Origin of the sequence: Mycolicibacterium holsaticum DSM 44478 = JCM 12374 (assembly GCF_019645835.1) — a bacterium.
Lineage (GTDB): Bacteria > Actinomycetota > Actinomycetes > Mycobacteriales > Mycobacteriaceae > Mycobacterium > Mycobacterium holsaticum.
Window position 1 is genome coordinate 3,259,784 of record NZ_CP080998.1, and the last position, 25,657, is coordinate 3,285,440.

Consider the following 25,657-nt stretch of genomic DNA (forward strand, 5'->3'; position numbering starts at 1 on the left):
AAAATGGCCCCGCCGACACTGCCAGACCCGGACGAAATCCAGGACGACGCGCAGTGGCGCACGGCGGGCGATCGGATTCAAACCTTGCTCCAAGCGTCGTCTTCGGGCGGTGCGGTTGCGCGGGAACGCGCCGAGCAGTTGGTCCGTGAGGTCACCGACCTCTACGGGGCGGCGCTCGAACGGATGATGGCCGTGGTGAGTGCCGCACAGCCGGAAGTTGCCGGCCGGTTGGCGGCCGACGACCTGGTCGCCAGCCTGTTGTTGGTGCACGGGTTACACCCGCACGCTGTCGAGCGCCGGGTGGCGCAAGCCTTGGACAGCGTGCGGCCCTACCTGGGTTCGCACGGCGGCGACGTCGCGCTGCTCGGTGTCGACGACGGCCTCGGCGGCTACACGGTTCGCCTCCAGTTCCAGGGTAGTTGCAAGAGTTGTCCCTCATCTTCGGACACGTTGGAGTTGGCGGTGGAGGACGCAGTGCGAGCGGCCGCGCCCGAAGTCGAATCAATCGAAGTCGTTGCCTCCGAGGAGGACTCCAGCCGGCGTGTCATTCCCGCCGAAGCGTTGATGAGCCGCCTGCACCAGCCGACCGCGTGGCAGCCGGTTCCCGAGCTGGCCGAACTGTCAGACGGCGAAATCGGTGGGTTCCGAGTGATGGGCGCGACGGTACTGGTCTGTCGGCTGGGCGGGAACGTTTATGCCTACCGTGATCGATGTCCGCATTGCACAGCCACATTGGCCGGCGCACAGCTGAGTGGCGTGGTGCTGCGGTGCCCGAGCTGCGGCGCCGGTTTCGACGTCGTCCGCGCCGGCGCCGGGCTCGGCGGAGACGGCCGCCTCGAGCCGATTCCCGTACTGGTACGCGACGGTGTGTTGGCGATGGCCATCCCGCAAGAGGTGGCGTAGATGGACGGTATCGGCAATGTCACAGACGTATTGGCGCGCATCCGCGCCAACCGAGCGGTGCCGCAACCGGCGGGCGAGCGGTGCGAGATGTGCTCGGAGGTCATCGCCGACGAACACCAACATGTGGTCAATCTCGACGGCCGCCAGTTGATGTGTGTCTGCCGCGGCTGCTATCTGCTGTTCACCGATACCCATGCCGATCTGCGTTACCGGGCTGTTCCGGACCGCTACCTGACATTCGGGGATTTCGGGCTCGACCGCCTTGGGTGGGATGTTCTGCAGATCCCCGTTGGGCTGGCGTTCTTCTTCCACAACTCGGCGCTGGACCGCACGGTCGCGTTCTACCCCGGGCCGGCGGGGGCCACCGAATCTGAACTCGATCTGCAGGCGTGGGACGACATTCGCACCAGCGACCCTCGGGTGGACACACTCGTCGACGACACCGAGGCGCTTCTCATCCGTGTGCCCGACGACGAAAGCAGCCGCCCGCTGGCGTATCTGTTGCCGATCGACGCCTGCTACGAGTTCGTCGGCCGGCTGCGCATGATGTGGCGCGGCTTCGACGGCGGACAAGACGTCCGCACTTACATCAACGAGTTCTTCGAAATGCTCGATGCCCGCGGCAGAATCGTGGACCCGGCATGAATGACGTCACGTTCGCCGTCCTCGACGTCGCACCGGAACCCTACGCGGTAACGCCGATTCTGATGGCGCGCATCGGCATCGCCTCGGTCGCCGAGGAGCCGGTGCATGCAATCGCACTGAAATGTCAGGTCCGCATCGAACCGTCGCGCAGGGCGTATACCGACGATGAGGCTGCCGGTCTGATGGATCTGTTCGGACCGCGGGAGCGCTGGGCCGCCACGCAGCACTCCTTCCTGTGGCAGCACGCCACCGCGATGGTGCCCAGCTTCACCGGCGGCACCCACATCGAGCTTTCCCTCGAGTGCACGTATGACTTCGAGGTGGCAGCCGCCAAGTACCTACACGCGCTGCGCGACGGCGCCATTCCGCTGCAGTTCTTGTTCAGCGGAACCCTTTTCACCGCAGGCAGTCGCGGCTTCGCCGTCCAACAGGTGCCCTGGGACCGCGACGAACGCTACGACATGCCGGTGACCGTGTGGCGTGACCTGATCCGGCAGCACTTTCCGAACACCGACTGGCTACGGCTCGACCGTGAGACCATCGACGCGCTGAGCGCATACCGCAACGCGCGCGGCCTGCTCGGATTCGACGACGCGATCACGTCGCTGCTGACGGTGCCCGCGGCCGGGGAGCTCCCATGACCGTCAACGGGGACCGCGCCCGTGCCGTCGCCGACGCCGTGCTCTACGAGGGCTACCTGCTCTACCCGTATCGAGCCAGTTCGCGAAAAAACCAGTCGCGCTGGCAGTTCGGCGTGCTCGGGCCGTCGGGTGCCGCGGACGCGGACATCGGTGAGGACGGCTCACTTCGCGCACAGGTCCTGGTGAACCCGCAGGGCGTCCCGTGGATATCGGGGGTGGCCCGCTTCCTGCAACTGCAACACCGCGGCACCGAACGCGATCTGGGTGGCGGCCGATTCGAACCGGTCGAGGAACTCACTGCAGGCACTCAGACGTGGCTGAGCTGGGACGAGGCCGTCGAGCGCGAGGTCGCCGTCGACCGCTTCCCCGCTCCGAGCCTGCCCCGCACGATCGACATCTCGGTGCCTGCCGGTCGCGACGTGGAAATCGTTGACGGCGGCAGGCTGGTCCGCACCCGGCAGCAGTTGCACGGTCTGCTCTCGATATTCGCGGAGCCCGACGACGACCTGCTGCGGCTCACATTCGAGGTACGCAACACCGGATCACCCGCCACCGATAAGGACGACGCGATCGCCACCTCGCTGATCGGCACCCACCTGCTCATCGAAGTCACCGACGGCGAGTTCGTGTCGCTGCTGGAGCCACCGGACACGGCCGCCGGTGCCGTGGCACGGTGTCGGCAGCATCGATGCTTTCCCGTACTGGCCGGCCGCCCAGGCGATCACACCTTGGTGTTGGCATCGCCGATCATCCTCTACGACCACCCGCAGATCGCCGAACAGAGCAATGGTGCGCTCTACGACTCCACCGAGATCGACGAGATCCTCACTCTTCGGGTTATGACGATGACCGAGGACGAAAAGGCGCAGGCCCGCGCCACCGACCCGCTGGCCGCCCGGATCATCGACCGCTGTGACTCGATGTCACCCGAGGCGATGCTCGACCTGCACGGTGTGCTGCGTGATCCGCACGCAGATTTGGTTCCCGAGGTGCCCGCGGGTGTCGACTGGTGGGATCCACAGGCGGACAATGCGGTACGGCCCGAGCGGGATGCCATCCTGGTCAACGGAGCACCGGTGGCGCGGGGTAGCCGGGTCAGACTTCGGCCGACGCGCCGGGCCGACGCACAGGACCTGTTCTACGTCGGCAAGATCGCGCGCGTCACGACCGTGCACGAGGACGTCGACGGCGACCAGCACATCGGTGTCGTGCTGGAGGACGATCCGGCTGCCGACATGCACGAGTGGTACGGCCGTTATCTGTACTTCGCCCCCGATGAAGTCGAACCGCTGGAAGGGAGTTCGAAATGGAAGTAGTGGGTTGGGTCGCCGTCGGTGTTGCCGCCGCCGTCGTGCTCGGAGCGGCAGTGCTCGGCCTGAGGTCGATCCCGGATGCGAAGCGCTACCTCAAGATCCGGCAGATGTAGTCGGGTGCCGACACACCGCGGAATTCTGGTCGCCGGGATCGGCAACATCTTCCTCGGCGACGACGGGTTCGGCTCCGAGGTGATCCGCCGCGTCCCCGAGGCGCTCGCAGCGCCGGGGGTTCGGGTCGTGGACTACGGGATCCGCGGCGTGCATCTGGCGTATGACCTGCTGGACGGGTACGAGGCACTGGTGCTCGTCGACGCCGTCCCGAACCGGGGCTCCCCGGGCACGTTGCACGTCTTCACGGCGGATCATGACGCCCTCACCGCCGATTCGGGTCTGGACGCACACGCGATGGATCCGCAAGCGGTGTTCGCCAGCCTCACCGCGCTGGGCGGCGCCCCGCCCGACACCGTGGTGATCGGTTGCGAGGCAGCCAACGTCGACGAGGGCATCGGCCTGTCCGAGGTCGTCGAGGCGGCCGTTGCCGGTGCGGTGCAGGCCGTCGTCGACGCCGTCGCCGAGCTCTGCGCGCGGTCCGTGGTGAGGGGAGGCTGAACCCATGTGCCTGGGAATACCGGGGCAGGTCGTGCACATGCTGGACGGCTACGGCGATCAACTCGCCCTCGTCGACGTGGCAGGCGAGCAGCGCAAAGTCAACGTCGGAATGCTCCCGGAGGAAACCTTCGGCGCCGGGGACTGGGTGATCATCCACATGGGCTTCGTCGTCGAGAAGACCGACAAGGCCGGTGCCGACGCGGCGATGTCGGGGCTGGAGTTGATGGGCAGGGGTCACGACGTCGAGGATCCGCGATGACCAGCAGGGTCCGGCTGCGTGTCGACGTGCACGGGGTGGTGCAGGGGGTGGGCCTTCGGCCGTTCGTGTACTCGTGCGCGGCGGCACTGAGCCTCACCGGCTGTGTGCGCAACGACAGTTCCGGGGCCGTCATCGAAGTCGAGGGCGACGCCGGTGACGTCGAGGACTTCCTGGGACGGCTGCGCGACCGGCCTCCGCCGCTGGCGGTGATCGAATCCGTTGAAACCCGGCCGATCCCGCTCGTCGGCGGTACCGGATTCGTCATCGCCGACACGTCGCGCACCGATGGCGGCCGCACCCTGACCTCACCCGATGTCGCCATGTGCGCGCAGTGCGCCGCCGAACAGGCCGACCCCGCCGACCGGCGCTACCGGCACGCGTTCATCAACTGCACGAACTGCGGCCCCCGCTTCACGATCATCGGCGCGCTGCCGTACGACCGCGCGTCCACCACGATGGCCGCGTTCGAGATGTGCCCGGAATGTGCCCGCGCATACCACGATCCCGGCGACCGCAGGTTCCACGCCCAACCGATCTGCTGTCCGAACTGCGGACCCACGCTGACCTATCGAGACGGATCCGGCCGGCTGTCAAGCGGTGAAGCCGGGCTGCGGGCGGCCCGGGAATTGCTGCGTGACGGCGGCGTGCTGGCAGTCAAGGGCATCGGCGGCTACCACCTCGCCTGCGACGCGGGAAACGCCGGCGCCGTCGCCGAGCTTCGGTTACGAAAACGTCGCGGCGACAAACCGTTTGCCGTCATGGTGCCCGATCTGGCCACCGCCCGGTACATCGCTGAGGTGGACGACGCGTCGGCGCGGATGCTGTCGGGTCCCCAGCGCCCGATCGTGCTGATGCCGCGACGGACCGAAGCGCCCGTGGCCGACGCTGTCGCACCACACAATCCGGATCTGGGCGTGCTGCTCGCCTACGCACCGTTGCACCCGTTGTTGTTCGGGTTGCCCGGCGACGCGCCGGGGCCGGCAGTGCTGGTGATGACCTCCGGGAACCTGGCCGGCGAGCCGATCTGTTTCGCCGACGACGATGCGCTCGACCGGCTTTCGCATCTCGCCGACGGTTGGCTGATGCACGACCGCGCGATCCTGGCGCCCTGCGACGACTCCGTTCTACGCGCGGTGGCCGGCCGCGAGGTTCCGATCCGGCGCTCGCGCGGATATGCGCCGCTGCCAATCGCATTGCCCGTTCCGGTACCTCCGACCCTGGCCGTCGGCGCCGACCTGAAGAACACGATGGCGGTCGCCGACGGCAAATACGCGTGGCTCAGTCAGCACATCGGCGACATGGACGATTTGGCAACGTTGTCCGCCTTCGACTCCGCCCAGCAGCACCTGCAGGCGCTCACCGCGGTCACACCACAGGTGTTGGTCGCCGACGCCCACCCGCTGTACCGGTCGACGCAGTGGGCCAACCGCAACGCCGCGCACCGGCCGGTCCGCACGGTCCAACACCACCACGCGCATATCGCCGCAGTGATGGCCGAACACGGCCTGGACGACTCCGCACAGGTGCTCGGCTTCGCGTTCGACGGAACGGGGTACGGCACCGACGGCGCGGTATGGGGTGGTGAGGTCCTGCTCACCGGCTACAAAGGCTTTCAACGCCTGGCCCACCTGAAGTACGTCCCGTTGGCCGGCGGCGACGTCAGCGTGCTGCGCCCATACCGAATGGCGCTCACGCACCTGTGGGCCGCGGGTATCGCGTGGGATGCCGATTTAGCGCCCGTCGCCGCCTGTCCGCCCGACGAACGAAAAGTGCTGGCCCGCCATCTCGAAACGGGCTTCGGCTGCGTCCCCACGTCGAGCTTCGGTCGCCTGTTCGACGCAGTGTCGGCGCTGGCCGGGGTGCGCCAGGTGGTCGCCTACGAGGCGCAGGCGGCGATCGAGCTGGAGGGCCTGTCCCGTGGCGACGGCGGCGGCACGGGCGCTTACGTGTTCGCCACGCATGACGGCGTGGTCGATCCGGCGCCGGTCCTTCGGGCGGTGGTTGCCGACCGACGTGCCGGGGTAGCGGACGGAATCATCGGCGCCCGGTTCCATCGTGCCGTCGCGGAGGTGATCGTGCGGATCGCGTGTGCTGAACGGGAGACGTCTTCAACGGTGGCGCTGTCGGGCGGGGTGTTCCAGAACGCGATGCTGCTGACGCTTGCGCTAACGGGACTGCAAGCCAAGGGCTTCGAGGTCATCACCCATCAGCGGGTGCCGCCGAACGACGGTGGCATCGCGCTGGGCCAGTTGCTGGTGGGAAATTCGGGATGACTGGGTTGACGGCGGGCCAGACACTCTTCGGTCGGTATGCCTACCCACCGAACGAACTGGGCTATTGCGGTCCGGCAGACGGTGGCGGTACGTCCGGGCTCGGCTCGCACGCCGCGGAGTTCGACGGGGCCTGGCCGTATTTGCGAGCCATCTCCGAAGCCGTCGGCTGCGATGCGCTTGACGAGGAGGTGGTCGACAGCTACTGGGTCGGCGGTCCGGCGCTGTACAAGGTGGATCCAGCCGACCTGCTCGCCCGGCTGCGTTCGGCGTTCACGGGCCAGCTCACCGGCCTGCTCGACGAGGTCTCCCCCAGCTCCGACGTGTTGGCGCATCACAGCTTCCACGTCTTTGCGGTCTATCCGTGGGTACGCTTCGTCAGCCGTGACGCGGCCACCGCGGTGCGCGTCATGCAGAGCTGTCGCATCCGCTGGGGCACCGTCGAATCCGTCGACGATCAGTGCGCGGTGATCTCATCGCACCCACTGCAGTTCCACGACGGCAGCCTGGTGCTCGGTACACTGCAGACCGAGACCCTGCACTGGGCGAAGGGTGACGTGTCGCTGGTGCCTGCACCGATGCCGGGGACCGTCGTCTCGGCGCACTGGGACTGGGTGTGCGCAACACTCACCGACACCGACTGTGCCGCACTCGAGGCCGCGACCCGCGCAACGCTGCAACTTGTCAATTCGCTTGCCGACCAAGGAGTTCACCCATGATCGTCACCGCACGACCGGGTGGGTCTTACATCGATACCGAACTGTCTGCTGATCTGGCGGCGGCCGCACTGGACATGGCCCGGCGCTTCCACCACGGCGCCACGCTCTGGGTCATCTCGCCGCAGTGGGAACCGCACGCTCACCACGTTGCCGTCGAGTTCGTACATCCGGTGATCATGGGCAAGCGGGCGCTGCCGTCGGTCGCCCTCGTCGAACCCGATCCGGTGGCACAGGCCCGGGTGGCCAGCCGACCCGGCGATCTGCTGATCGCGGTCGCGTCCGCGGACGAACCGGCCGTCGTCGACGCGATGCGCCGCGCCCGGGCGTGGGGCGTGCTGACCCTGTGGATCGGCTCTGGCCCGCGTCCGAAAGCCGGTGGTGCCAACCACATCCTGTGGATCGACTCAGACGATCCGATGCTGCCGGCCACCGGGACGTTCGTGTTGATGTATCACCTGCTCTGGGAGCTCACCCACGTCTGCTTCGAACATTCCGGGCTGCTGAAATCCGCCGACTGCACCGACGACGTCTGCATCACCTGCAGCGACCAGGGTTTGGTGGCCGAGGTGCTGCTCGAACCCACAGCCGAGACCGATCAAGCGCTCGTGCGCACGGCCGAGGGCGAGCAATGGGTGGACGTCACGCTGCTCGGTGGCGTCGCGGCCAACGACCTTGTACTCATCCACGCCGGCGCGGCCATCTCGCGCCTCGACCACGTCGGTCAGGAGGTGACCCGATGACCGAGCCTGAAAGTACCGGCTTCCTGTATCCATTCATCGAATCCGAAGAGACCGACGCCGCCAGTCTTCTGGAGGACCTGAGCACCTCGGCGCGCGGTAAGGCCGCCGAAAGCGCGCGGCTGCAAGGCGAATCGCTGGCCGAATACGACGGTGCACTGACCGCGGCAGGCACCGAGATGGCCGACCGATTTCGTCGCGGCGGGCGGCTGTACACCTTCGGAAACGGTGGCAGCTCCACCGACGCCGCGACGCTGGCATCGCTGTTCAGCCGGCCGGCCCGGGGGCGTCCGGTGGCGGCGTGGTCCCTGGCCGCCGACAACGCCGTGGTCACCGCGCTGGGCAACGATGTCGGGTTCGAGCTGATCTTCAAGCGCCAGATCATCGCCCACGCCCGCGAGCAGGACATCGGGATCGCATTGTCGACCTCGGGCAATTCGGAGGACCTGATGACGGCCATCACCGAGGCCGAGCAGCGCGGTCTGCTGACGATCGGGTTTTCCGGCCACGACGGCGGGCGGATGGCCGGCGCAGAGGATCTGGACTACTGCTTCACCGTCCATTCACAGAGCATCCACCGCATCCAGGAAAGCCAGGCCATGCTCGGTTACCGGCTCTGGTCCGTCGCCCAAGAACACTTGGCCCGTCCCCGCAATGGAGCGCACACACGATGACCGGCACCGTCAACAGCGCAATGAGTGCCGCCGAGCGCGAGGACCGGGCGCTCGAACGCATCGACAGACAACGGCAGCGCCGACCGCGCCTGCTCGACGACGTGGTGACGCTCGCGCACGGCGCGGGCGGCAAGTCGTCGGCGGCGCTCGTCGACGCGGTGTTCCTCGAGGCGTTCCGCAATGACGAACTCGAACAGCTCGGTGACGCCGCCACCCTGCGTACCGCCTCCGGTGAGCGGCTGGCGTTCTCCACCGATTCGTATGTCGTGTCGCCGCGACGCTTTCCGGGTGGCTCCATCGGTCACGTCGCGGTGCATGGCACCATCAACGACCTCGCGGTGTCGGGCGCGCGGCCGCAGTGGCTGTCCGCGGCCTTCGTCATCGAAGAGGGTTTTGCGATTGCCGAACTGCGCGACATCGTCGCCGACATGAGCGAAGCGGCGGCGGCGGCCGGTGTGCAGATCGTCACCGGCGACACCAAGGTGGTCGGCAAGGGCGCCGCGGACGGCGTCTACGTGTGCACGACCGGTGTCGGTGTGATTCCGGCGGACAGAAGGCTTTCCCGTGAGCTTGTGCAACCCGGTGACAGCGTGCTGCTTTCGGGAACCATCGGTGAACACGGCATGGCGGTCATGCTGGCGCGCGGCGATCTGGCCATCGACGCCGACATCGCCTCTGACACCGCGCCCGTGCACGAACTGGTGGAGATCCTGTTGGCGGCGGCACCGTCGACGCGGTGGATGCGCGACGCCACCCGCGGCGGCGTCGGCACGGTGGTCAACGAACTTGTCAAGGACCGCCCGTTCGCGCTGATCCTCGACGAGGACCGGATTCCCGTTGCGCCGCTGGTGCTCGGCGCGTGCGACATGCTCGGCATCGACCCGCTGTACGTGGCCAACGAGGGCAAGTTCGTCGCCGTCGTACCCGCGCGGGAAGCCGAGGCGGCCGTCGCCGCGTTACGCGCACACCCGCAGGGGGCCGCGGCGGCCGTCGTCGGCGAGATCGTGCCCGAGCCGCCCGGAATCGTGGCGCTGCGAACATCTTTCGGCGGCAGCCGGATCGTCGACATGCTCGTCGGCGACCCGCTGCCGCGAATCTGCTGAACAGACAACCGGAGGGAGAAGCTGATGTGTCTGGGCATTCCCGGTCAGGTGGTCGACATCGTCGACGCCGAGCAGTCCCTGGCCAAGGTCGACGTCAACGGCGTGCGCCGCAACATCAGCGTGCGGCTGCTGGCCGACGACAACTTGCGCGTCGGTGACTGGGTGCTGGTACACGTCGGGTTCGCGATGGCCAAGATCGACAAACGCGAGGCTGCGATGACTCTCGACCAGGTGCAGAAGATGGGCGCCGACTACGTGACCGAAATGGAAGCTTTCACTTCGTCTGAAATCACTTGGGAGGCTTGATATGAGGTTTGTCGACGAATTCCGAGACCCGGCGGCGGCACGCGCCCTGGTCAAGTCGATCACCGAGCTTGCCGGCGGCGACGACTTCAAGTTCATGGAGGTGTGCGGCGGCCACACCCACACCATCTACCGGCACGGCATCGAGCACCTGCTGCCCCAGTCCGTCGAACTGGTGCACGGACCGGGATGCCCGGTGTGTGTCATCCCGATGGGCCGGATCGATGACGCGATGTGGCTGGCCGAACAGCCCGGCATCATCTTCACGACGTTCGGCGACATGATGCGCGTACCGGGGTCCAACGGCACCCTCATCGCGGCCAAGGCGCGCGGCGCCGACGTACGGTTCGTCTACTCCCCACTCGACGCGCTCAAGCTGGCCGTCGACAATCCTGGCCGGCGCGTGGTGTTCTTCGCCGTCGGGTTCGAAACCACCGCGCCGTCGACCGCCGTGACGTTGGTGCGCGCACGTGCGTTAGGCGTGAAGAACTTCAGCGTGTTCTGCAACCACGTCACCATCGTTCCGCCGATCAAGGCCATCCTCGAATCGCCCGATCTGCGACTGTCGGGGTTTCTCGGGCCCGGACACGTATCGACGGTGGTGGGCCTGCGCCCGTATCGCTTCGTACCCGACGTGTACGGCAAGCCGATGGTGGTGGCCGGATTCGAGCCGCTCGACATCCTCGCGTCGGTGCACATGCTGCTGGCGCAGATCCGGCAGGGACGTTGTGAGGTGGAAAACCAGTACACCCGGGTGGTACGTCCCGAAGGCAACACTCAGGCGTTGAAGCTGATGGCCGAGACGTTCGAACTGCGTCCACATTTCGAATGGCGAGGTCTGGGGTTCATCTCGCAGAGCGCGCTCAAGGTTCACCGCGACTACGCGGAGTTCGACGCCGAGGCTACGTTCGAGATGCCCGGCGTGCGGGTCGCCGACCCCAAGGCGTGCCAGTGCGGCGAGGTCCTCAAGGGGGTGATCAAGCCGTGGGAATGCAAGGTATTCGGCACCGCGTGCACACCGGAGACCCCGATCGGTACCTGCATGGTGTCTGCCGAGGGCGCCTGCGCCGCTTACTACAACTTCGGCCGGTTGCACCGGGAAACAGCGCTGGTGCTCGGCCGCCGCGGATAGCGAGAACCCGTCGAGAGCGTCGCCGCAGCCCATGCGGCAAGGGTGAGGAGTGATAGTCATGACAGAGCCGGAAGAAAAGGGATCGCGAGACACCGGTTCGGACGTGCCATCGGGAGGACCTGCGGATCGCCCGTCGGGTGAATACCAGGGTGACGAGTCCGTTCCCGCATACGGAAGTGACGAAAGGCCGGACTTCGAAACGAGCTTCACCAACGAACCGCCACGCGACGTCGAGTCGGCAGTACCGCCGTACGAGGGGCGTCAAAGCTCGGCAAAGCCGGCCGGCAGCGAAGACGGGGGCGCGGAACGGACCGGTGGCGCGGTGAAGCCCGTCACCGATGCCGACTAGAAGGCTCCGTCGCCGGGCGATACGCCCGGCACTGGCCGCGGCGAGCGGAAACGCTAGCCCTGAACGATGCAGCGGGTAACACAGCTCACCACTGATCACGCGGGACGTCGAAGTCCGCGCACAGTGCGCGCCAGACGTCGCGCGGGTCGACACCGGCCTCGATGGCCTGTACCGAGGTGCGACTGCCCAGCCCGCTCAGCACGTGGTCGACGATGATCGACGCGCCCCGAACGGGGCCGAACTGTTGCTCGACGAGTTCGTGAAATTCGGTCAACCGCACGGATCCAATCTACGTGAGCGCGTTATGGCACACCTGTACCGGATCGTCGACGTCGGCCACCGAGGCGCCGGCTCTGCGCGCGGCTTCCCGATAGCGCGGCGATGACAACACCTCGCCGACCGCCGAGGCCAACGCATCCGCGGTCAGCGGCCGCACCAGCTGTGCACTGCCTTGTCGCACAACACGATTGGCGATCTCCCACTGGTCACCACCGCCGGGCACCACCACCAGTGGCACCCCGGCCAGCAGCGCTTTGGCCACCATGCCGTGCCCGCCGCCGCAGATCACCAGGTCAGCACGGGCCAGCAACTCGTCCTGGCGGCCCAGACCCACGACCGCCCACGGAGGCACCGGAACGTCGGGTCCGCCCAGTCGCGACACCACCAGCCGCGCGCCCTGCGGCAGCGCCTCCCCCGGCCGCAACGCCTCCAGCGCCACCTCCGCCACACCGCGGGTGCCAGTCGTCGCGGTCGACGGTGCGACCACCACCACCGGACCCGAACCGGGCGGAACCCTCAACACCGAGGACGTCGGCTCGAAGTGCAGTGGCCCCACCAGCACCGCTTCGGCAGGCCAGTCGGGACGGGGCACCTCCAACGCAGGCAGGGTGGCGATGAGCCGACGCAGTGGCCCCGGATCCGATGTGGGCAGACCAATGTCGGCGCGCGCCGCCGCCCGCTGCCGCAGCCCTTCGCGCCACGACCGGGCGCTCAGCGCGCGCATCACCGTGTCGCGCAGCCGGCCGCGCACGCCGACCCCCGGCGCCAGCCCGCTGCCCACCGGCGGCAGCCCCTTCGACGGCCGGTACAGCGGGTGCGGGTTCAGCTCGATCCACGGCAGGTCCAGCAGTTCGGCGCAGAAGCCGCCGGCGACCGTGATCACGTCCGACACCACCAGATCCGGGGCCAGCGCGCGCACCTGCGGCGCGTTCTGTACGGCCATCCGGGCCGCGCGCCGGTTGATCTTCGCGCCGGCGTCGGCGTCGTCGTCGAGGTCGGTGGGGTCAAGCCCGAGCAGTTGGACGGCGTCCACCCCGGCGGCCCGCGCGGTGTCCAGCCATTCTTTGCCGGTCAACAGCGTCGGCGAATCCCCGCTATCCAAAAAACGAAGGCACAGCGCGATCGCCGGAAATGCGTGCCCGGGATCGGGTCCGGCCACCACCGCGACGCGCATTGGCCTACCCTGCCACAGGGCCTGCGCACTAGGCTGGCGAGCATGACCGACCAGGCTGCCGCACTGAGAACTGACCTCGACAACGTGCGCGCGGTGGAGACCTTCCTCTACGCGCTGCAGGACGAGGACTTCGACTCCGTTGACAGGTTGCTCGCCGACGGGATCGAGTGGCAGAACGTCGGATATCCCACCATCCGCGGCCGGGAGCGCATCGTCGGCTTGATGCGCCGCGGCCAAGGCCGGCTGGGCTTCGAGGTGAAGATCCACCGCATCGCCGCAGAAGGCAACGCCGTGCTGACCGAGCGCACCGACGCGTTGGTGTTCGGCCCGATCCGCATTCAGTTCTGGGTGTGCGGCGCCTTCGAGGTGCACGGCGGGCGCATCACCTTGTGGCGCGATTACTTCGACACGCTGGACTTCCTCAAGGGCACGGTGCGCGGTCTGATCGCCACGGTGTTCCCCTCGCTGCGTCCGAGAATGTAGATCGCCGGGAGTAGCATCGGTGGTCGATATGACTACCACAACCCCCCGAACCCGACCCAACCTCTGGGAGTACATCGGGTACAGCTACGGTCGTCGGCTGCCCGACTCGATGCGCGAATGGGTGCGAAACGACCTGGCGGGCGAGGGCGCGACGATCCGGATGATGGTCCGCGTCTTCATTCCCGCGTTCCTGGTGATGGCGCCGTTCTGGTTGATCCCGACGACGTTGGTCGTGCACTTGTCGATGACGTTGCCGATCCTCATCCCGTTCGTCTATTTCTCGCACGCCCTCAACAAGGTGTGGCGCCGTCACATGCTGGCCAAGCACGGCCTGGACCCCAGCCTGGTCGACGAAATCCCCCGCCAGAAAAAGGCGCACCTGCACCAGGCGTACATCGAACGCTACGGCCCACGCTCGGGCCCGCCGAGTTCACACGACATCTGAGCGGCTAAGCGCCGCGCAGCTGGCCCAACTCGTCGAACGCCTGCGCCCAGCCCAGCAGCCGGTCGGTGGCATTGGACAGTTCGTCGCGGTACCGCTGTTGGGACATCGGTGAGCTCGACATCGGTCCGGCGTTCACCGCGGAGACCAATTGCGCTGCGGCGTTGACCATTTCGTCGTACTGCCGCGACCCGTGGTGCAGTTGCGCGGTGTACGCGCCGATGGTGGGAGCCAGGTGCGCACGTGACTGCGGCGCCGCCCGAACGGCCCGCTCCATCGACACCACCTCGGTGGCGGTGGCCGCCATCGTCGCGGCGGTCTGATCGGCCGCGGTGCTCAGTTCGCGCAGTTCGTCAGGCGGCAGCATCCGCCCGCGCTCCATGACACCGAGCAGCGAGAACAGCCCGCGCTCGGAGGCGGCCAACGCGGCCATCGGCTGCCGGGCCGCCGAACCCCACGGCGGCAGCCGACGCGCCCCGCGAGATCGCCGCGGCGGCAACGGCTCGCGTCGCAGCCACCGATACCGCAGGAAGCTCAGCGTCGCCAGGAACGCCGCGCCCGCGGCGATGGGCGCCGGGATGAACAGCGCCCACACCGGGGTGCTCCACGAGGCCAGCAGCCCGGTGACGCCGATCCAGAACACACACGACACGGTGAAGAACACCGTCAGACGCAACGCCCAGCGCCGCTTGCGCAGCAGTTTGGCGCGCGGATCGGATGCGGCGTTGAGCTTTTCGGCCAGCACGTCAGACCACTCGGCGGCGGTGTCGACGCCGCGCTGCATCAACGACCGCCAGGCCTCCGGCCGACTCGCGCGTGCGTTCACTGTGCTTCCTACGACTGTGCTTACTAAACGTTATTGAGACAACGGGTTTTCCGGCGTCACCTGATCGCCGGCGGGCTGCGCCGGCGCGGGCGTCGCCGTGCCACCGGCCGGCAGTTGCTCACCGCGCATCGAGGCCCGGATCTGCTCCAGCCGGGAATGGCCGGCCATCTGCACGCTGGCCTGCTGCACCTCGAGCATCCGGCCCTGCACCGAGTTCTGCGCCAGCTCGGCCGAACCCATGGCGTTGGCGTAGCGGCGTTCGATCTTCTGCCGCACCTCGTCGAGGCTCGGGGTGGCACCCGGCGCGGCGAGCTCGCTCATCGACTGCAGCGACGCGCTCACCTGCTCCTGCATCTTGGCCTGCTCGAGCTGCGACAGCAGCTTGGTGCGTTCGCCGATCTTCTGCTGCAGCATCATCGCGTTCTGCTCGACGGCCTTCTTGGCCTGCCCGGCCGCCTGCAGGGCCTGGTCGTGCAGGCCCTTGAGGTCCTCGACGCTCTGTTCGGCGGTCACCAGCTGTGCGGCGAACGCCTCGGCGGCGTTGTTGTATTCGGTGGCCTTGGCGGCGTCACCGGCCGCGGTGGCCTGATCGGCCAGCGTCAGCGCCTGCCGCACGTTCACCTGCAGCTTCTCGATATCGGCGAGCTGGCGATTGAGCCGCATCTCCAGCTGCCGTTGGTTACCGATGACCTGCGCAGCCTGCTGGGTCAACGCCTGGTGCTGCCGCTGGGCCTCCTCGATGGCCTGCTGAATCTGCACCTTCGGATCGGCGTACTCGTCGACCTTGGAGCTGAACAGCGCCATCAGGTAGCGCCACGCCTTGACGAACGGATTGGCCATGAATCATTCCGCCTTCGTGTCTGTGGTTTTCTCGGACTCGGCGCCCCGGGTCACCGTGCTGCCCAATCTATCGGGTCAGCACCGATCACCACACCCAGAACCGGCTCAGGCCACCGCCATCGACACGACCTGGGGAATGACGACTTTGGTGCTGGCGTCGATGTTGGCCGCACCCGCACCGGTGAACGCGGCGAGTTCTTCGCGTTCCATCTCCTCGCCGGCATCCGAGAGCACCCGGGACAACGGGATGTCCAGGGCACCGCAGATGGCGTTGAGCAGTTCACTGGAGGCTTCCTTGCGGCCGCGCTCCACCTCGGACAGGTAGCCCAGGCTCACGCGGGCGGAGTCCGACACTTCGCGCAGCGTGCGACCCTGCTCAATACGGGCACGACGCAGCACGTCGCCGATCACCTCGCGCAGCAATGCCGTCATCGTGCTCTCCTAACCAACTCGAGTCGCGGGGGGTTCTCCCTAAGCAACGCTATGCACCGCCGGGATGGTTCCCGATGACGCAGATCAACTGTCAGATTTCAGGGCCGCGCGCGGGAATCCCTGACCGCGGAGATGACGTAGTCGAAGCCGGTGACCACCGTCAACACCACCGCCGCCCACATCACCACCCACGCCCCGGCCAGCCAGCCGCCGGAAAGGGGCAGGATGAACAGCCCGATCGCCACCCCCTGCACGAACGTCTTCAGCTTGCCGCCGCGGCTGGCGGGGATCACGCCGTGGCGCAGCACGGCGAACCGCAGCACCGTGATCCCGACCTCACGCACCAGGATCACCACGGTGATCCACCACGGCAGATCCCCCAGCATCGACAGCCCGATCAGCGCGGCGCCGATCAGCGCCTTGTCGGCGATCGGGTCGGCCAGGGTGCCGAACTCGGTGACCATGCCGTAGCTGCGCGCCAACGCGCCGTCGAAGCGGTCGGTGATCACCGCGACGGTGAACACCACGAATGCGGCTATCCGCCAGAAGGTTTCATGGCCGTCACCGACAAACAGCACCACCAGGAAGACCGGGACCAACGCCATGCGCACGCCGGTGAGCACGTTTGCGATGTTGGCGACCCGGGCGCGCGGAACCAGCGGATCAGTATGAGGTTGGCCCGGCACCGCCACAGAATATCGGTTGCTCAAACCGATACTCTCCCAGTGTGAGCGCAGATTCCGATCGGGTCGTCGTGCGGCGGGCCCGGACGTCGGACGTGCCCGCGATAAAAGGGTTGGTGGACATCTACGCCGGCAAGATCTTGCTGGAGAAGAACCTGGTGACGCTCTACGAGGCGGTCCAGGAGTTTTGGGTGGCCGAACTGGGCGGCGAGCTGATCGGCTGCGGAGCGCTTCACGTGCTGTGGTCCGATCTCGGCGAGGTGCGCACCGTGGCGGTACATCCCAAGGTCAAAAGCCGCGGCATCGGCCACGCGATCGTCGACCAGCTGCTGGAGGTGGCCAGGGAGCTGCGCCTGGAGCGCATCTTCGTGCTCACCTTCGAAGTGGAGTTCTTCAGCAAGCACGGCTTCGCCGAGATCGACGGCACCCCGGTCACCGCGGAGGTCTACGAGGAGATGTGCCGCTCCTATGACACCGGCGTCGCGGAGTTCCTCGACCTGTCCTACGTCAAGCCCAACATCCTGGGCAACACGCGCATGCTGTTGACGCTCTAGGCGATTTGTGTGCGTTTTGTTGCGCTGAGCGCGCGTAGACGCACACAAATCACTCGTCGTCCTCGTCGTCTCCGGTGTCTGTGCCCCGGATCGAGGCCAGCGTGGCCGCCAGCTCGTCGGGCTTGACCAGCACCTCACGGGCCTTGGAGCCTTCGCTGGGGCCCACGATGTTGCGGGTCTCCATCAGATCCATCAACCGGCCCGCCTTGGCGAAGCCGACGCGCAGCTTGCGCTGCAACATCGACGTCGAGCCGAACTGGCTGGACACCACCAGCTCGACGGCCTGCAGGAAGACGTCCATATCGCCGCCGATGTCGGGGTCGACGTCGGTGCGTTCGCTGGTGGTCTTCGCGCTGGTGACACCCTCGGTGTATTCGGGCTCGGCCTGGGCCTTGGTGGCCTCGACGACGGCGTGGATCTCCTCGTCGGTGATGAACGCGCCCTGCAGCCGGATCGGCTTGTTGGCGCCCATCGGCAAGAACAGGCCGTCGCCCATCCCGATCAACTTCTCGGCGCCCTGCTGGTCGAGGATCACCCGGCTGTCGGTCAACGACGACGTCGCGAACGCCAACCGCGACGGCACGTTGGTCTTGATCAGGCCGGTGACCACGTCGACCGACGGCCGTTGGGTGGCCAGCACCAGGTGGATGCCCGCCGCACGGGCTTTCTGCGTGATGCGCACGATGGCGTCTTCCACATCGCGCGGAGCGGTCATCATCAGGTCCGCCAACTCGTCGACGATCGCCACCACGTACGGGTAGGGCTTGTACTCGCGCTGGCTGCCCAACGGGGCGGTGATCTCGCCGGACCGCACCTTCTTGTTGAAGTCGTCGATGTGGCGCACCCGGGAGGCCTGCATGTCCTGGTAGCGCTGCTCCATCTCCTCGACCAGCCACGCCAGCGCCGCGGCGGCCTTCTTCGGCTGCGTGATGATCGGCGTGATCAGGTGCGGAATGCCCTCGTACGGGGTGAGTTCCACCATCTTGGGGTCGATCAGGATCATCCTGACCTCTTCGGGCGTGGCGCGCGCCAGCAGCGAAATCAGCATCGAGTTGACGAAGCTCGACTTACCCGAACCGGTCGAACCGGCCACCAGCAGGTGCGGCATCTTCGCGAGGTTAGCCGAAATGTACTCGCCCTCAATGTCTTTGCCGAGCCCGATCACCAACGGATGATGGTCGCCACGGGTGGACGGATCGGTCAGCACGTCGGCGAGGCGCACCATCTCCCGGTCGGTATTGGGCACCTCGATGCCCACCGCCGACTTGCCGGGTATCGGCGCCAGCATCCGCACGCTCTCGGTGGCGACCGCGTAGGCGATGTTGCGGTGCAGCGCCGTGATCTTCTCGACCTTGACGCCCGGGCCCAACTCGACCTCGTAGCGGGTCACGGTCGGGCCGCGGGTGCACCCGGTGACCGAGGCGTTCACCTTGAACTGCTGTAACACCTCGTTGATCGCGTCCACCATCCGGTCGTTGGCCGCGCTGCGCCGCTTGGGCGGATCCCCGACGATCAACAGGTCCAGCGGTGGCAGCGTGTAGGGACCCTCGACCACCCGGTCCAGTGACAGCGCCTGCTTCTTGGCGGGCTTCTTCTTGCGTGAGCGGGCGGCCGGCTCGGGAACGGTCGGAGCGTCGTCGTCGATCGGGTAGTTGTCCATCGGCGTGCCGGTCGGCCACGCCTGGGCGCCGTCGTCGCGGTGTCCGGGGTCGTCGTAGTAGCCGTCGGAGAAATCTTCGGGCTGCGCAGCGACGTCGGTGTCCTCGTCGTCGTCGTCGTACTCGTCGAGGTACTCACCGCGCAGTCCCCGCGTGGAGAACATCATCTGCAATGTCGAGGGCACCTCGCGGATCGTGGTCCCGGTGACCAGCAGGACACCGAACAGCACACCCATGAACAGCAGCGGCGCGGCGATCCACACGGTGAGCCCGTCTGAGAGCGGCCCGCCGATCGCGAACCCGAAGAACCCGGCCGCGTGCTGGCGGGCGGCGGGGTCGGCGGGCGAACCTGCCCACAGGTGCCACAGGCCAAGCGCGGGCAGCACGATCATCGTCGCACCGAGCACCAGTCGGGGCCGGGCGTCGGGATCCGGCTCGGTGCGCATCAGCAGCACCGCCAGCCCGACGAGGACCACCGGCAGCAACACCACCGCCGAGCCGATGAGCACCCGCAGGAAGGTGTCGATCCACTCCCCGACGGGTCGGGCCGCATCGAACCAGGAGCTCGCGAGGATCACCACCGCGATGCCCAGCAGGGCCAGCGCGATCCCGTCGCGGCGGTGGCCGGGCTCGAGGTCACGGGCCCGACCGACCGAACGGGCCGTCGTGCCGGCGCCCTTGGCCAGCATCAGCCACCCGGCCCGCACGCCGCGACCGACCGTGGCGCCGGCCGTCGAGATCGGCGACGCCGTCCGGCGCGGCGCCGGTCTGCGGCGCGGCGCCGAGCGCGAGCCGCCCCGGGACCCGGCCTTCGACCTGGTCGAACGGGTGCCAGAACGCGCGACGGTCTTACTAGCCATGCCTGCAAGCCTAGTCGCATTAGCACCAGAAACAACATCTGCCACACTGGTCACAGAAAGGTATCACTTCGGCGCCGAGCAGGCATACCGTGCCGAACCATGACCGCCAGCGATGTCCGGGCAGCTATGCCTACCTCCAGCAAGGTCCTTTGCGCTGCGTATGCCGTTATTGCGGTCGCCGCCCTGGTGGCGACCTGGAGCCAGAACCTGGCCTACTCCGGCCACGGAGCCGACCTGCTGCGCGTGTTCTGGGAGGACACCAGGGCCAACCCGGCGTCGAGGTCGATCACCGCCGACATTGCGCTGTTTCTGCTGGCCGCGGCGATCCTCATGGTCGTCGAGGCCCGCAAGCACGGCGTGCGGTTCGTGTGGCTCTACATCCTCGGCGGATTCCTGGTCGCGATCAGCGTGACGTTCCCGTTGTTCCTCATCGCCCGCGAAGTCCGGGTCAGCCGCACCGAAACCACCGGGTTGCCGACGGTCGACACCGTCGGGCTCGCGGTGCTGGCGGTGGCCGTGGCCGCGTTCACCATCTGGGTGGATATCTGAGAACGCCCTCGAAACGGCGGGCAGTAGGCTGTGCACTCGTCCAGCAGGCACTCATCGAGGAGTTCATCGCCCATGCCGATCGTCGTCGTCGCAACCATGACCGCCAAGCCGGAGTCCGTCGACACCGTGCGCGATGCGTGCAGGAAGGCCGTCGAGGCGGTGCATCAGGAACCCGGCTGCGAACTGTATTCGCTGCATGAGGCCGACGGGACGTTCGTGTTCGTCGAACAGTGGGCCGATGCCGATGCCCTGCAGGCGCACAGTGCCGCACCCGCGGTCGCCGCGCTGTTCGGCGCGGTCGGCGAGCACCTGGACGGCGCGCCCGACATCAAGATGCTGCAACCGGTGGTGGCCGGTGATCCGAGCAAGGGCCAGCTGCGCAGCTGATGGGTGCCCTCGACGGCAAGGTCGCCTTCATCACCGGCGCCGCCAGGGGACAGGGCCGCGCGGAGGCGATCAAGCTGGCTTCCGAGGGGGCCGACATCATCGCGGTCGACATCTGCGCCCAGATCGCCTCGGTGCCCTATCCCCTTGCCAGCCCTGACGACCTCGCCGTGACGGTCAAGCTCGTCGAAGACACCGGCGCGCGAATCGTGGCGCGTCAGGCCGACGTCCGCGATCAGGCCGCGCTGGGCGCCGCGCTGCAGGCCGGGGTCGACGAGCTGGGACGGCTGGACATCGTGATCGCCAACGCCGGCATCGCACCGATGCAGTCCGGCGCCGACGGCTGGCGCGACGTCGTCGACGTCAACCTCACCGGAGTGCATCACACCGCGGAGGTCGCGATCCCGACGTTGGTGCAACAGGGTGAGGGCGGTTCGATCGTGCTCACCAGTTCGGTGGCCGGACTGGTCGGCGTCGGCAGCGACGATCCCGGCGCGATCGGTTACGTCGCGGCCAAACACGGCATCGTCGGGTTGATGCGCATCTACGCCAACCTCCTTGCCCAGCACAGCATCCGGGTCAACTCTGTGCATCCCTGCGGCGTGGACACCCCGATGATCAACAACGAGGCCACCCGGCAGTGGTTGGGCAGCATCGCCGAGAAGACACCCCAGGACATGGGAAATGCGTTGCCGGTGCAGGTGTTACAGCCCGAGGACATCGCCGACGCGGTCGCGTGGCTGGTGTCGGATTCGGCGCGTTACGTCACCGGGGTCGCGCTGCCGGTGGATGCCGGCTCGGTCAACAAGCGCTGAGATCGCCTGCCGCGCATCGCCGAGCGGCTAGATCTCGATGATGGTCGGCACGATCATCGGCTGACGACGGTAGGTCTCCCCCACCCACTTGCCGATCGCCCGACGCACCGCCTGCGCGATGCGCGTGACGTCGGTGACGTTCTCGGCGGCAAGGGCTTCCAACGCCTCCTCGACCTTGCGCGTGGCAGGCTCCAGCGACTTGGGGTCCTCGGAGAATCCCCGCGAGTGCAGATGCGCCGGGGCGGCCGCCCGCCCGGTGCCGCGCCGCACCACCACCGTCACCGCGATGAAACCCGAAGACAGCGTGAGCCGTTCACCGACCACGGTTTCGCCGACGTCGCCGGTGATCAACCCGTCGACGAACATCTTGCCGGTCGGCACCGCGCCGGCGATCGACGCCCGGCCGGCCACCAGGTCGACGCTGACACCGTTCTCGGCCAGCACGATGTGGTCGTCGGGCACTCCGGTGCGCGCCGCCAGTGCCGCGTTCGCGCGCATCATCCGCCACGTGCCGTGCACCGGCATGACGTTGCGCGGGCGCACGCCGTTGTAGAGGAACAACAGTTCGCCGGAGTACGCGTGGCCGGAAACATGCACGCGGACATGCGCATTGGTCACGACCCGCGCACCGATCTTGGCCAGCGCATCGAGTACGCCGAAGATCGCTTCCTCGTTACCCGGTATCTGCGAGGACGACATGATGATGAGGTCACCCGAGGTCAGCGTGATGCTGCGGTGCTCACCGCGCGACATCCGTGACAGGGCCGCCATCGGCTCGCCCTGTGTTCCGGTGGTGACGAGCACCACCCGCTCGGGCGGCATCATCTCGGCTGCCCCGATGTCGATGATGTCGTCGTCGTTGGCGAGCGTGAGGTAACCGAGTTCCCTGGCGATGCCCATATTGCGCACCATCGAGCGGCCGACGAACGACACCTTGCGCCCGAGCGCGACGGAAGCGTCGATGATCTGTTGCACCCGACCGACATTCGAGGCGAAGCAGGCCACGATGACACGCCCCTGAGCACTGCGGATCAGCCGGTGCATGTTCGGCCCGATCTCACTTTCCGACGGGCCGACGCCGGGCAGTTCGGCGTTGGTGGAATCACACAGGAACAGATCCACGCCGGAATCGCCCAGCCGCGACATCCCGGGCAGGTCGGTGGGTTTGCCGTCAGGCGGAGACTGGTCGAGCTTGATGTCGCCGGTGTGCAGCACGGTGCCCGCGCCGGTGTGAATAGCGATGGCCAGGCAGCCGGGGATCGAGTGGTTGACCGCGAAGTACTCGCATTCGAATACCCCGTGGGTCGAGCTCTGCGCCGCGTCGACCTCGACGAGCACCGGCTTGATGCGGTGCTCCCGGCACTTCTCGGCGACCAGCGCCAGGGTGAACTTGGATCCGACGACCGGAATGTCGGGGCGCAGCTTGAGAAGGAACGGGATCGCGCCGATGTGGTCTTCGTGCGCATGGGTCAAGACCAGCGCCTCCACCTCGTCGAGCCGGTTCTCGATGATGCGCAGGTCGGGCAGGATCAGGTCGACGCCGGGTTCGTCATGGGTCGGAAACAGCACCCCGCAGTCGACGATCAGCAGCCGGCCCAGATGCTCGAAAACCGTCATGTTGCGGCCGATTTCGCTGATCCCGCCGAGTGCGGTGACCCGCAGGGCACCCGGGGCCAACGGGCCCGGTGGCTTGAGTTCTTCGTTCACTACCGCAACACCGCAGCGGCCCGCATGTCGGCGGCCAGCTCCTCGAGTTGCGCGGCGGTGGCCGGCATCTGCGGCAGCCGCGGGTCGCCTGCGTCAAACCCCAGCAGCCGCAGCGCCGCCTTGGCCAGCGTCACCCCGCCGAGCCGGGTCTGGGCGCCGTTCAGCGGTCCGAGGGTCACGGTGATCTTGCGTGCCGTGGCCACATCCCCGGAAGTGAACGCGGTCAACATATCCCGCAGTTGGCTGGCCGCCATGTGGCCCCACACGCTGATGAAGCCGACCGCGCCCATCGCCAGCCACGGCAGGTTCAGCGCGTCGTCGCCGGAGTAGTACGCGAGCCCGGTCTCCGCCATGATCTGCGCGCCGCCGTGCAGATCACCCTTGGCGTCCTTGACCGCGATGATGTTGGGATGTTCGGCCAGTATGCGCAGCGTGTCCCAGGTGATCGGCACGATCGAGCGCGGCGGGATGTCGTAGAGCACCACCGGCAGCGGTGTCGCGTCGGCCACCGCGGTGAAGTGCGCGACCAGCCCCGCCTGCGGCGGGCGGGAGTAGTACGGGGTCACCACCAGCAGCCCGTGTGCCCCCGCCGCGGCACACGCCTTGGCCAGCCGCACACTGTGCGCGGTGTCATAGGTGCCCACGCCGGCGATGATCCGGGCCCGGTCACCGACCGCCTCCACCACCGCGCGCACCAGCGCGACCTTCTCGTCGTCGGTGGTCGTCGGCGACTCCCCGGTGGTTCCGGACAGCACCAGCCCGTCACAGCCGGCGTCGATCAGACGGGTCGCCAGCCGCGCCGCGGTGTCGGTGTCCAGGGAGCCGTCGGGCTTGAACGGAGTCACCATCGCGGTCAGCACGGTGCCCACCTGGGCGGTGACGTCGAATGCGCTGGTGCTCACGGCACTAAAGATACTCGCTCGGCCCCAGACTTCGGCCGATAGCTCGCCCAGTTCCGGCTACGCCTCCGTGGCTGGGTCTGGCCAGCTCCGGCTACGCCTCCGTGGCTGGGTCTGGCCAGCTCCGGCTACGCCTCCGTGGCTGGGTCTGGCCAGCTCCGGCTACGCCTCCGTGGCTAGGTCTGGCCAGCTCCGGCTACGCCTCCGTGGCTAGCGGCGAGGTCGCCACCTCTGTCCCATCCGCCAGCTTGATGATCTCGAAATCGGCGAACACCTGCGGTGCCACGTCCACCAACTGGCGCAGGCATTCCACGGCGAGCCGGCGGATTTCCACGTCGGCGTGCTCGCTGGCCCGCGCCGCGATGAAATGCCGCCAGGCGCGGTAGTTCCCGGTGACGACGATGCGCGTCTCGGTGGCGTTCGGCAACACCGAGCGCGCCGCCTGGCGGGCCTGCTTGCGCCGCAGCACCCCCAGGCTGTCTCCGGGCTCGTCGCCCAGGAATTTCGCCTCGAGCTTGGCCAGCAGCTCCACATAGGCCGCACGGCTGGCGTCGGCGGCGCTGGTGAAGATCTCCCGTAACTCGGCGTCGTCCTCCATCCCGGGCGGCACCACCACCTGCGCGTCGTGTTCGGGCACGTAGCGCTGGGACAGCTGCGAGAACGAGAAGTGCCGGTGCCGGGTCAGCTCGTGGGTGCACGACCGGGAGATGCCGGTGACGTAGAACGACACCGACGCGTGCTCGAGCACCGAGAAATGCCCGACATCGATGATGTGTCGCAGGTAGGCGGCGTTGGTCGCGGTGCGCGGATTCGGTTTCGACCAGCTCTGGTAACAGGCCCGTCCGGCGAACTCCACCAGGGCGGGCCCGCCCTCGGCGTCGGTGCTCCATGGCACGTCGGGCGGCGCCAAGAACTCCGTCCTGGCGATCAGTTGCACGCGCAGCGGCGTGGTCTCGGCCACGGGCTCACCCTAACGCGGCCGATCTGACCTGCTCGGGCAGCGGTTCGTCAAGGTCGGGTTTGCGTTGGCCGCGGAGAGGGAACAAAGCGGATCCCGGCAGGTGTTAACCAAGCACTGTTCGCAATAGCGATAGGGAGTGTGACTGATGTCCACCGATTACGACGCGCCTCGCGTCAAAGACACCGACGACGTCGCCGACGAGTCGGTTCAGGAAATCGCCGCGCGCCGGCGCGAGCAGGTCGATGTCGCAGTGCTCGACGTCGACGATGGTGACGCGGTCGACTCGATCGAGCTGCCCGGTGCCGACCTGTCCGGTGAGGAGCTGACCGTCCGGGTGGTGCCCAAGCAGGCCGACGAGTTCACCTGCTCGAGCTGCTTTTTGGTGCAGCACCAGAGCCGGCTCGCGCTGCGGTCCGGCAACCAGACCATCTGCGCTGACTGCGTCTGAGGC

General features: G+C 67.6%; 32 protein-coding genes. 22 read left to right on the forward strand and 10 right to left on the reverse strand.

All coding sequences use genetic code 11. The features are described 5' to 3' along the window. The first annotated feature begins 3 nt into the window (after window positions 1-3). The 15 genes from K3U96_RS15760 to K3U96_RS15825 are packed head-to-tail and all read left to right on the forward strand — an operon-like array spanning window position 4 to window position 11,660. Window positions 4-903: a NifU-related iron-sulfur-binding protein gene (locus K3U96_RS15760; RefSeq protein ID WP_220690318.1), complete on the forward strand. Its 900-nt coding sequence runs from the start codon at window positions 4-6 to the stop codon at window positions 901-903. Continuing rightward, window positions 904-1,548 carry a DUF5947 family protein gene (locus K3U96_RS15765; RefSeq protein WP_220690319.1) on the forward strand — a complete coding sequence of 215 codons (645 nt, stop codon included), beginning with the start codon at window positions 904-906 and terminating at the stop codon, window positions 1,546-1,548. Next, window positions 1,545-2,189, forward strand: a complete 645-nt coding sequence (locus K3U96_RS15770; protein WP_220690320.1) for a DUF6084 family protein — start codon at window positions 1,545-1,547, stop codon at window positions 2,187-2,189. The genes K3U96_RS15765 and K3U96_RS15770 overlap by 4 nt, the downstream gene beginning before the upstream one ends. Then, entirely contained in the window at window positions 2,186-3,505 is a 1,320-nt protein-coding gene (locus K3U96_RS15775) for a hypothetical protein (RefSeq protein WP_220690321.1), read from the forward strand. Before K3U96_RS15770 ends, K3U96_RS15775 begins: the two co-directional genes overlap by 4 nt. Then, the gene (locus K3U96_RS27205; protein ID WP_372515032.1) at window positions 3,496-3,615 is read left to right on the forward strand and encodes a DUF6893 family small protein; all 120 of its coding nucleotides are present in this window, start codon (window positions 3,496-3,498) and stop codon (window positions 3,613-3,615) included. The genes K3U96_RS15775 and K3U96_RS27205 overlap by 10 nt, the downstream gene beginning before the upstream one ends. 4 nt (window positions 3,616-3,619) lie before the next feature. Then, entirely contained in the window at window positions 3,620-4,114 is a 495-nt protein-coding gene (locus K3U96_RS15780) for a hydrogenase maturation protease (protein ID WP_372515033.1), read from the forward strand. A gap of 4 nt (window positions 4,115-4,118) precedes the next feature. Then, entirely contained in the window at window positions 4,119-4,373 is a 255-nt protein-coding gene (locus K3U96_RS15785) for a HypC/HybG/HupF family hydrogenase formation chaperone (protein WP_220690323.1), read from the forward strand. Continuing rightward, window positions 4,370-6,646, forward strand: a complete 2,277-nt coding sequence (gene hypF / locus K3U96_RS15790) for a carbamoyltransferase HypF (protein WP_220690324.1) — start codon at window positions 4,370-4,372, stop codon at window positions 6,644-6,646. Before K3U96_RS15785 ends, hypF begins: the two co-directional genes overlap by 4 nt. Beyond that, window positions 6,643-7,362: a DUF6390 family protein gene (locus K3U96_RS15795; RefSeq protein WP_220690325.1), complete on the forward strand. Its 720-nt coding sequence runs from the start codon at window positions 6,643-6,645 to the stop codon at window positions 7,360-7,362. Before hypF ends, K3U96_RS15795 begins: the two co-directional genes overlap by 4 nt. Next, window positions 7,359-8,102 carry a hydrogenase assembly protein HupF gene (locus K3U96_RS15800; RefSeq protein WP_220690326.1) on the forward strand — a complete coding sequence of 248 codons (744 nt, stop codon included), beginning with the start codon at window positions 7,359-7,361 and terminating at the stop codon, window positions 8,100-8,102. Before K3U96_RS15795 ends, K3U96_RS15800 begins: the two co-directional genes overlap by 4 nt. Next, the gene (locus tag K3U96_RS15805) at window positions 8,099-8,773 is read left to right on the forward strand and encodes a D-sedoheptulose-7-phosphate isomerase (protein WP_220690327.1); all 675 of its coding nucleotides are present in this window, start codon (window positions 8,099-8,101) and stop codon (window positions 8,771-8,773) included. Before K3U96_RS15800 ends, K3U96_RS15805 begins: the two co-directional genes overlap by 4 nt. Continuing rightward, window positions 8,770-9,876 (forward strand): hydrogenase expression/formation protein HypE, encoded by a 1,107-nt coding sequence (gene hypE, locus K3U96_RS15810; RefSeq protein ID WP_230982163.1) that lies wholly within the window; start codon window positions 8,770-8,772, stop codon window positions 9,874-9,876. Before K3U96_RS15805 ends, hypE begins: the two co-directional genes overlap by 4 nt. Window positions 9,877-9,900: 24 nt before the next feature. Then, window positions 9,901-10,182: a HypC/HybG/HupF family hydrogenase formation chaperone gene (locus K3U96_RS15815; RefSeq protein ID WP_220690328.1), complete on the forward strand. Its 282-nt coding sequence runs from the start codon at window positions 9,901-9,903 to the stop codon at window positions 10,180-10,182. Between the two features lies 1 nt (window position 10,183). Then, on the forward strand, window positions 10,184-11,311 hold the full coding sequence (gene hypD / locus K3U96_RS15820; protein ID WP_220690329.1) for a hydrogenase formation protein HypD: 1,128 nt from the start codon (window positions 10,184-10,186) through the stop codon (window positions 11,309-11,311). Window positions 11,312-11,369: 58 nt separating this feature from the next. After that, a complete protein-coding gene (locus K3U96_RS15825; RefSeq protein ID WP_220690330.1) occupies window positions 11,370-11,660 on the forward strand; it encodes a hypothetical protein in 291 nt (96 codons plus the stop codon). 85 nt (window positions 11,661-11,745) lie between these two features. Here K3U96_RS15825 and K3U96_RS15830 read toward each other — a convergent pair whose 3' ends face one another. Together K3U96_RS15830 and K3U96_RS15835 are read right to left on the reverse strand one after the other, a co-directional pair. Continuing rightward, window positions 11,746-11,940: a DUF3046 domain-containing protein gene (locus K3U96_RS15830; RefSeq protein ID WP_069406392.1), complete on the reverse strand. Its 195-nt coding sequence runs from the start codon at window positions 11,938-11,940 to the stop codon at window positions 11,746-11,748. A 9-nt stretch (window positions 11,941-11,949) separates the two neighbouring features. After that, window positions 11,950-13,113: a glycosyltransferase gene (locus tag K3U96_RS15835; protein WP_220690331.1), complete on the reverse strand. Its 1,164-nt coding sequence runs from the start codon at window positions 13,111-13,113 to the stop codon at window positions 11,950-11,952. Window positions 13,114-13,155: 42 nt separating this feature from the next. Between K3U96_RS15835 and K3U96_RS15840 the strand changes: the two genes are divergently transcribed. After that, window positions 13,156-13,596 carry a limonene-1,2-epoxide hydrolase family protein gene (locus K3U96_RS15840; protein ID WP_220690332.1) on the forward strand — a complete coding sequence of 147 codons (441 nt, stop codon included), beginning with the start codon at window positions 13,156-13,158 and terminating at the stop codon, window positions 13,594-13,596. A gap of 28 nt (window positions 13,597-13,624) precedes the next feature. Next, window positions 13,625-14,041, forward strand: coding sequence for a DUF5313 domain-containing protein (locus K3U96_RS15845; protein ID WP_069406395.1), 417 nt, complete (start codon window positions 13,625-13,627; stop codon window positions 14,039-14,041). A gap of 4 nt (window positions 14,042-14,045) precedes the next feature. Here K3U96_RS15845 and pspM read toward each other — a convergent pair whose 3' ends face one another. The 4 genes from pspM to pgsA form a co-directional block, all read right to left on the reverse strand. Continuing rightward, a complete protein-coding gene (gene pspM / locus K3U96_RS15850) occupies window positions 14,046-14,864 on the reverse strand; it encodes a phage shock envelope stress response protein PspM (RefSeq protein WP_069406396.1) in 819 nt (272 codons plus the stop codon). A 30-nt stretch (window positions 14,865-14,894) separates the two neighbouring features. After that, window positions 14,895-15,704 carry a phage shock protein PspA gene (gene pspA / locus K3U96_RS15855; protein WP_069406397.1) on the reverse strand — a complete coding sequence of 270 codons (810 nt, stop codon included), beginning with the start codon at window positions 15,702-15,704 and terminating at the stop codon, window positions 14,895-14,897. Window positions 15,705-15,809: 105 nt separating this feature from the next. Then, window positions 15,810-16,136 (reverse strand): transcriptional regulator ClgR, encoded by a 327-nt coding sequence (gene clgR / locus K3U96_RS15860; RefSeq protein WP_069406398.1) that lies wholly within the window; start codon window positions 16,134-16,136, stop codon window positions 15,810-15,812. A gap of 98 nt (window positions 16,137-16,234) precedes the next feature. Further along, window positions 16,235-16,822 (reverse strand): CDP-diacylglycerol--glycerol-3-phosphate 3-phosphatidyltransferase, encoded by a 588-nt coding sequence (pgsA, locus tag K3U96_RS15865; RefSeq protein WP_069406405.1) that lies wholly within the window; start codon window positions 16,820-16,822, stop codon window positions 16,235-16,237. 41 nt (window positions 16,823-16,863) lie between these two features. On the opposite strand from pgsA, the gene K3U96_RS15870 reads away from it, so the two are divergent. Then, window positions 16,864-17,373 (forward strand): amino-acid N-acetyltransferase, encoded by a 510-nt coding sequence (locus tag K3U96_RS15870; RefSeq protein ID WP_069406399.1) that lies wholly within the window; start codon window positions 16,864-16,866, stop codon window positions 17,371-17,373. Window positions 17,374-17,422: 49 nt separating this feature from the next. Here the strand turns inward: K3U96_RS15870 and K3U96_RS15875 are convergent, their stop codons facing one another. Further along, a complete protein-coding gene (locus K3U96_RS15875) occupies window positions 17,423-19,891 on the reverse strand; it encodes a DNA translocase FtsK (protein ID WP_220690333.1) in 2,469 nt (822 codons plus the stop codon). A 99-nt stretch (window positions 19,892-19,990) separates the two neighbouring features. Between K3U96_RS15875 and K3U96_RS15880 the strand changes: the two genes are divergently transcribed. The 3 genes from K3U96_RS15880 to K3U96_RS15890 all read left to right on the forward strand — a co-directional run bounded on the left by K3U96_RS15880 (window position 19,991) and on the right by K3U96_RS15890 (window position 21,639). Further along, a complete protein-coding gene (locus K3U96_RS15880) occupies window positions 19,991-20,440 on the forward strand; it encodes a DUF2834 domain-containing protein (RefSeq protein WP_220690334.1) in 450 nt (149 codons plus the stop codon). Between the two features lie 72 nt (window positions 20,441-20,512). Next, window positions 20,513-20,827, forward strand: coding sequence for a putative quinol monooxygenase (locus tag K3U96_RS15885; protein ID WP_220690335.1), 315 nt, complete (start codon window positions 20,513-20,515; stop codon window positions 20,825-20,827). Then, on the forward strand, window positions 20,827-21,639 hold the full coding sequence (locus K3U96_RS15890) for a mycofactocin-coupled SDR family oxidoreductase (RefSeq protein ID WP_220690336.1): 813 nt from the start codon (window positions 20,827-20,829) through the stop codon (window positions 21,637-21,639). Before K3U96_RS15885 ends, K3U96_RS15890 begins: the two co-directional genes overlap by 1 nt. A 27-nt stretch (window positions 21,640-21,666) precedes the next feature. Here K3U96_RS15890 and K3U96_RS15895 read toward each other — a convergent pair whose 3' ends face one another. The 3 genes from K3U96_RS15895 to thyX form a co-directional block, all read right to left on the reverse strand. Further along, window positions 21,667-23,346 carry a ribonuclease J gene (locus tag K3U96_RS15895; RefSeq protein ID WP_220690337.1) on the reverse strand — a complete coding sequence of 560 codons (1,680 nt, stop codon included), beginning with the start codon at window positions 23,344-23,346 and terminating at the stop codon, window positions 21,667-21,669. Continuing rightward, window positions 23,346-24,194: a 4-hydroxy-tetrahydrodipicolinate synthase gene (gene dapA / locus K3U96_RS15900; protein ID WP_275080551.1), complete on the reverse strand. Its 849-nt coding sequence runs from the start codon at window positions 24,192-24,194 to the stop codon at window positions 23,346-23,348. The genes K3U96_RS15895 and dapA overlap by 1 nt, the downstream gene beginning before the upstream one ends. Window positions 24,195-24,441: 247 nt before the next feature. Continuing rightward, a complete protein-coding gene (gene thyX, locus K3U96_RS15905) occupies window positions 24,442-25,206 on the reverse strand; it encodes an FAD-dependent thymidylate synthase (RefSeq protein ID WP_220690339.1) in 765 nt (254 codons plus the stop codon). Window positions 25,207-25,351: 145 nt separating this feature from the next. On the opposite strand from thyX, the gene K3U96_RS15910 reads away from it, so the two are divergent. Continuing rightward, window positions 25,352-25,654, forward strand: coding sequence for a DUF4193 domain-containing protein (locus K3U96_RS15910; protein ID WP_069408227.1), 303 nt, complete (start codon window positions 25,352-25,354; stop codon window positions 25,652-25,654). Window positions 25,655-25,657: the final 3 nt, after the last annotated feature.

Excerpts from the sequence above, each read along its gene's own strand:
- K3U96_RS15760 (WP_220690318.1), top strand. The coding sequence starts at position 4 with ATGGCCCCGCCGACACTGCCAGACCCGGACGAAATCCAGGACGACGCG.
- K3U96_RS15765 (WP_220690319.1), top strand. The coding sequence starts at position 904 with ATGGACGGTATCGGCAATGTCACAGACGTATTGGCGCGCATCCGCGCC.
- K3U96_RS15770 (WP_220690320.1), top strand. The coding sequence starts at position 1,545 with ATGAATGACGTCACGTTCGCCGTCCTCGACGTCGCACCGGAACCCTAC.
- K3U96_RS15775 (WP_220690321.1), top strand. The coding sequence starts at position 2,186 with ATGACCGTCAACGGGGACCGCGCCCGTGCCGTCGCCGACGCCGTGCTC.
- K3U96_RS27205 (WP_372515032.1), top strand. The coding sequence starts at position 3,496 with ATGGAAGTAGTGGGTTGGGTCGCCGTCGGTGTTGCCGCCGCCGTCGTG.
- K3U96_RS15785 (WP_220690323.1), top strand. The coding sequence starts at position 4,119 with ATGTGCCTGGGAATACCGGGGCAGGTCGTGCACATGCTGGACGGCTAC.
- hypF (WP_220690324.1), top strand. The coding sequence starts at position 4,370 with ATGACCAGCAGGGTCCGGCTGCGTGTCGACGTGCACGGGGTGGTGCAG.
- K3U96_RS15795 (WP_220690325.1), top strand. The coding sequence starts at position 6,643 with ATGACTGGGTTGACGGCGGGCCAGACACTCTTCGGTCGGTATGCCTAC.
- K3U96_RS15800 (WP_220690326.1), top strand. The coding sequence starts at position 7,359 with ATGATCGTCACCGCACGACCGGGTGGGTCTTACATCGATACCGAACTG.
- K3U96_RS15805 (WP_220690327.1), top strand. The coding sequence starts at position 8,099 with ATGACCGAGCCTGAAAGTACCGGCTTCCTGTATCCATTCATCGAATCC.
- hypE (WP_230982163.1), top strand. The coding sequence starts at position 8,770 with ATGACCGGCACCGTCAACAGCGCAATGAGTGCCGCCGAGCGCGAGGAC.
- K3U96_RS15815 (WP_220690328.1), top strand. The coding sequence starts at position 9,901 with ATGTGTCTGGGCATTCCCGGTCAGGTGGTCGACATCGTCGACGCCGAG.
- hypD (WP_220690329.1), top strand. The coding sequence starts at position 10,184 with ATGAGGTTTGTCGACGAATTCCGAGACCCGGCGGCGGCACGCGCCCTG.
- K3U96_RS15825 (WP_220690330.1), top strand. The coding sequence starts at position 11,370 with ATGACAGAGCCGGAAGAAAAGGGATCGCGAGACACCGGTTCGGACGTG.
- K3U96_RS15835 (WP_220690331.1), bottom strand. The coding sequence starts at position 13,113 with ATGCGCGTCGCGGTGGTGGCCGGACCCGATCCCGGGCACGCATTTCCG.
- K3U96_RS15840 (WP_220690332.1), top strand. The coding sequence starts at position 13,156 with ATGACCGACCAGGCTGCCGCACTGAGAACTGACCTCGACAACGTGCGC.
- K3U96_RS15845 (WP_069406395.1), top strand. The coding sequence starts at position 13,625 with ATGACTACCACAACCCCCCGAACCCGACCCAACCTCTGGGAGTACATC.
- pspA (WP_069406397.1), bottom strand. The coding sequence starts at position 15,704 with ATGGCCAATCCGTTCGTCAAGGCGTGGCGCTACCTGATGGCGCTGTTC.
- clgR (WP_069406398.1), bottom strand. The coding sequence starts at position 16,136 with ATGACGGCATTGCTGCGCGAGGTGATCGGCGACGTGCTGCGTCGTGCC.
- K3U96_RS15875 (WP_220690333.1), bottom strand. The coding sequence starts at position 19,891 with ATGGCTAGTAAGACCGTCGCGCGTTCTGGCACCCGTTCGACCAGGTCG.
- K3U96_RS15880 (WP_220690334.1), top strand. The coding sequence starts at position 19,991 with ATGACCGCCAGCGATGTCCGGGCAGCTATGCCTACCTCCAGCAAGGTC.
- K3U96_RS15885 (WP_220690335.1), top strand. The coding sequence starts at position 20,513 with ATGCCGATCGTCGTCGTCGCAACCATGACCGCCAAGCCGGAGTCCGTC.
- K3U96_RS15890 (WP_220690336.1), top strand. The coding sequence starts at position 20,827 with ATGGGTGCCCTCGACGGCAAGGTCGCCTTCATCACCGGCGCCGCCAGG.
- dapA (WP_275080551.1), bottom strand. The coding sequence starts at position 24,194 with ATGGTGACTCCGTTCAAGCCCGACGGCTCCCTGGACACCGACACCGCG.
- K3U96_RS15910 (WP_069408227.1), top strand. The coding sequence starts at position 25,352 with ATGTCCACCGATTACGACGCGCCTCGCGTCAAAGACACCGACGACGTC.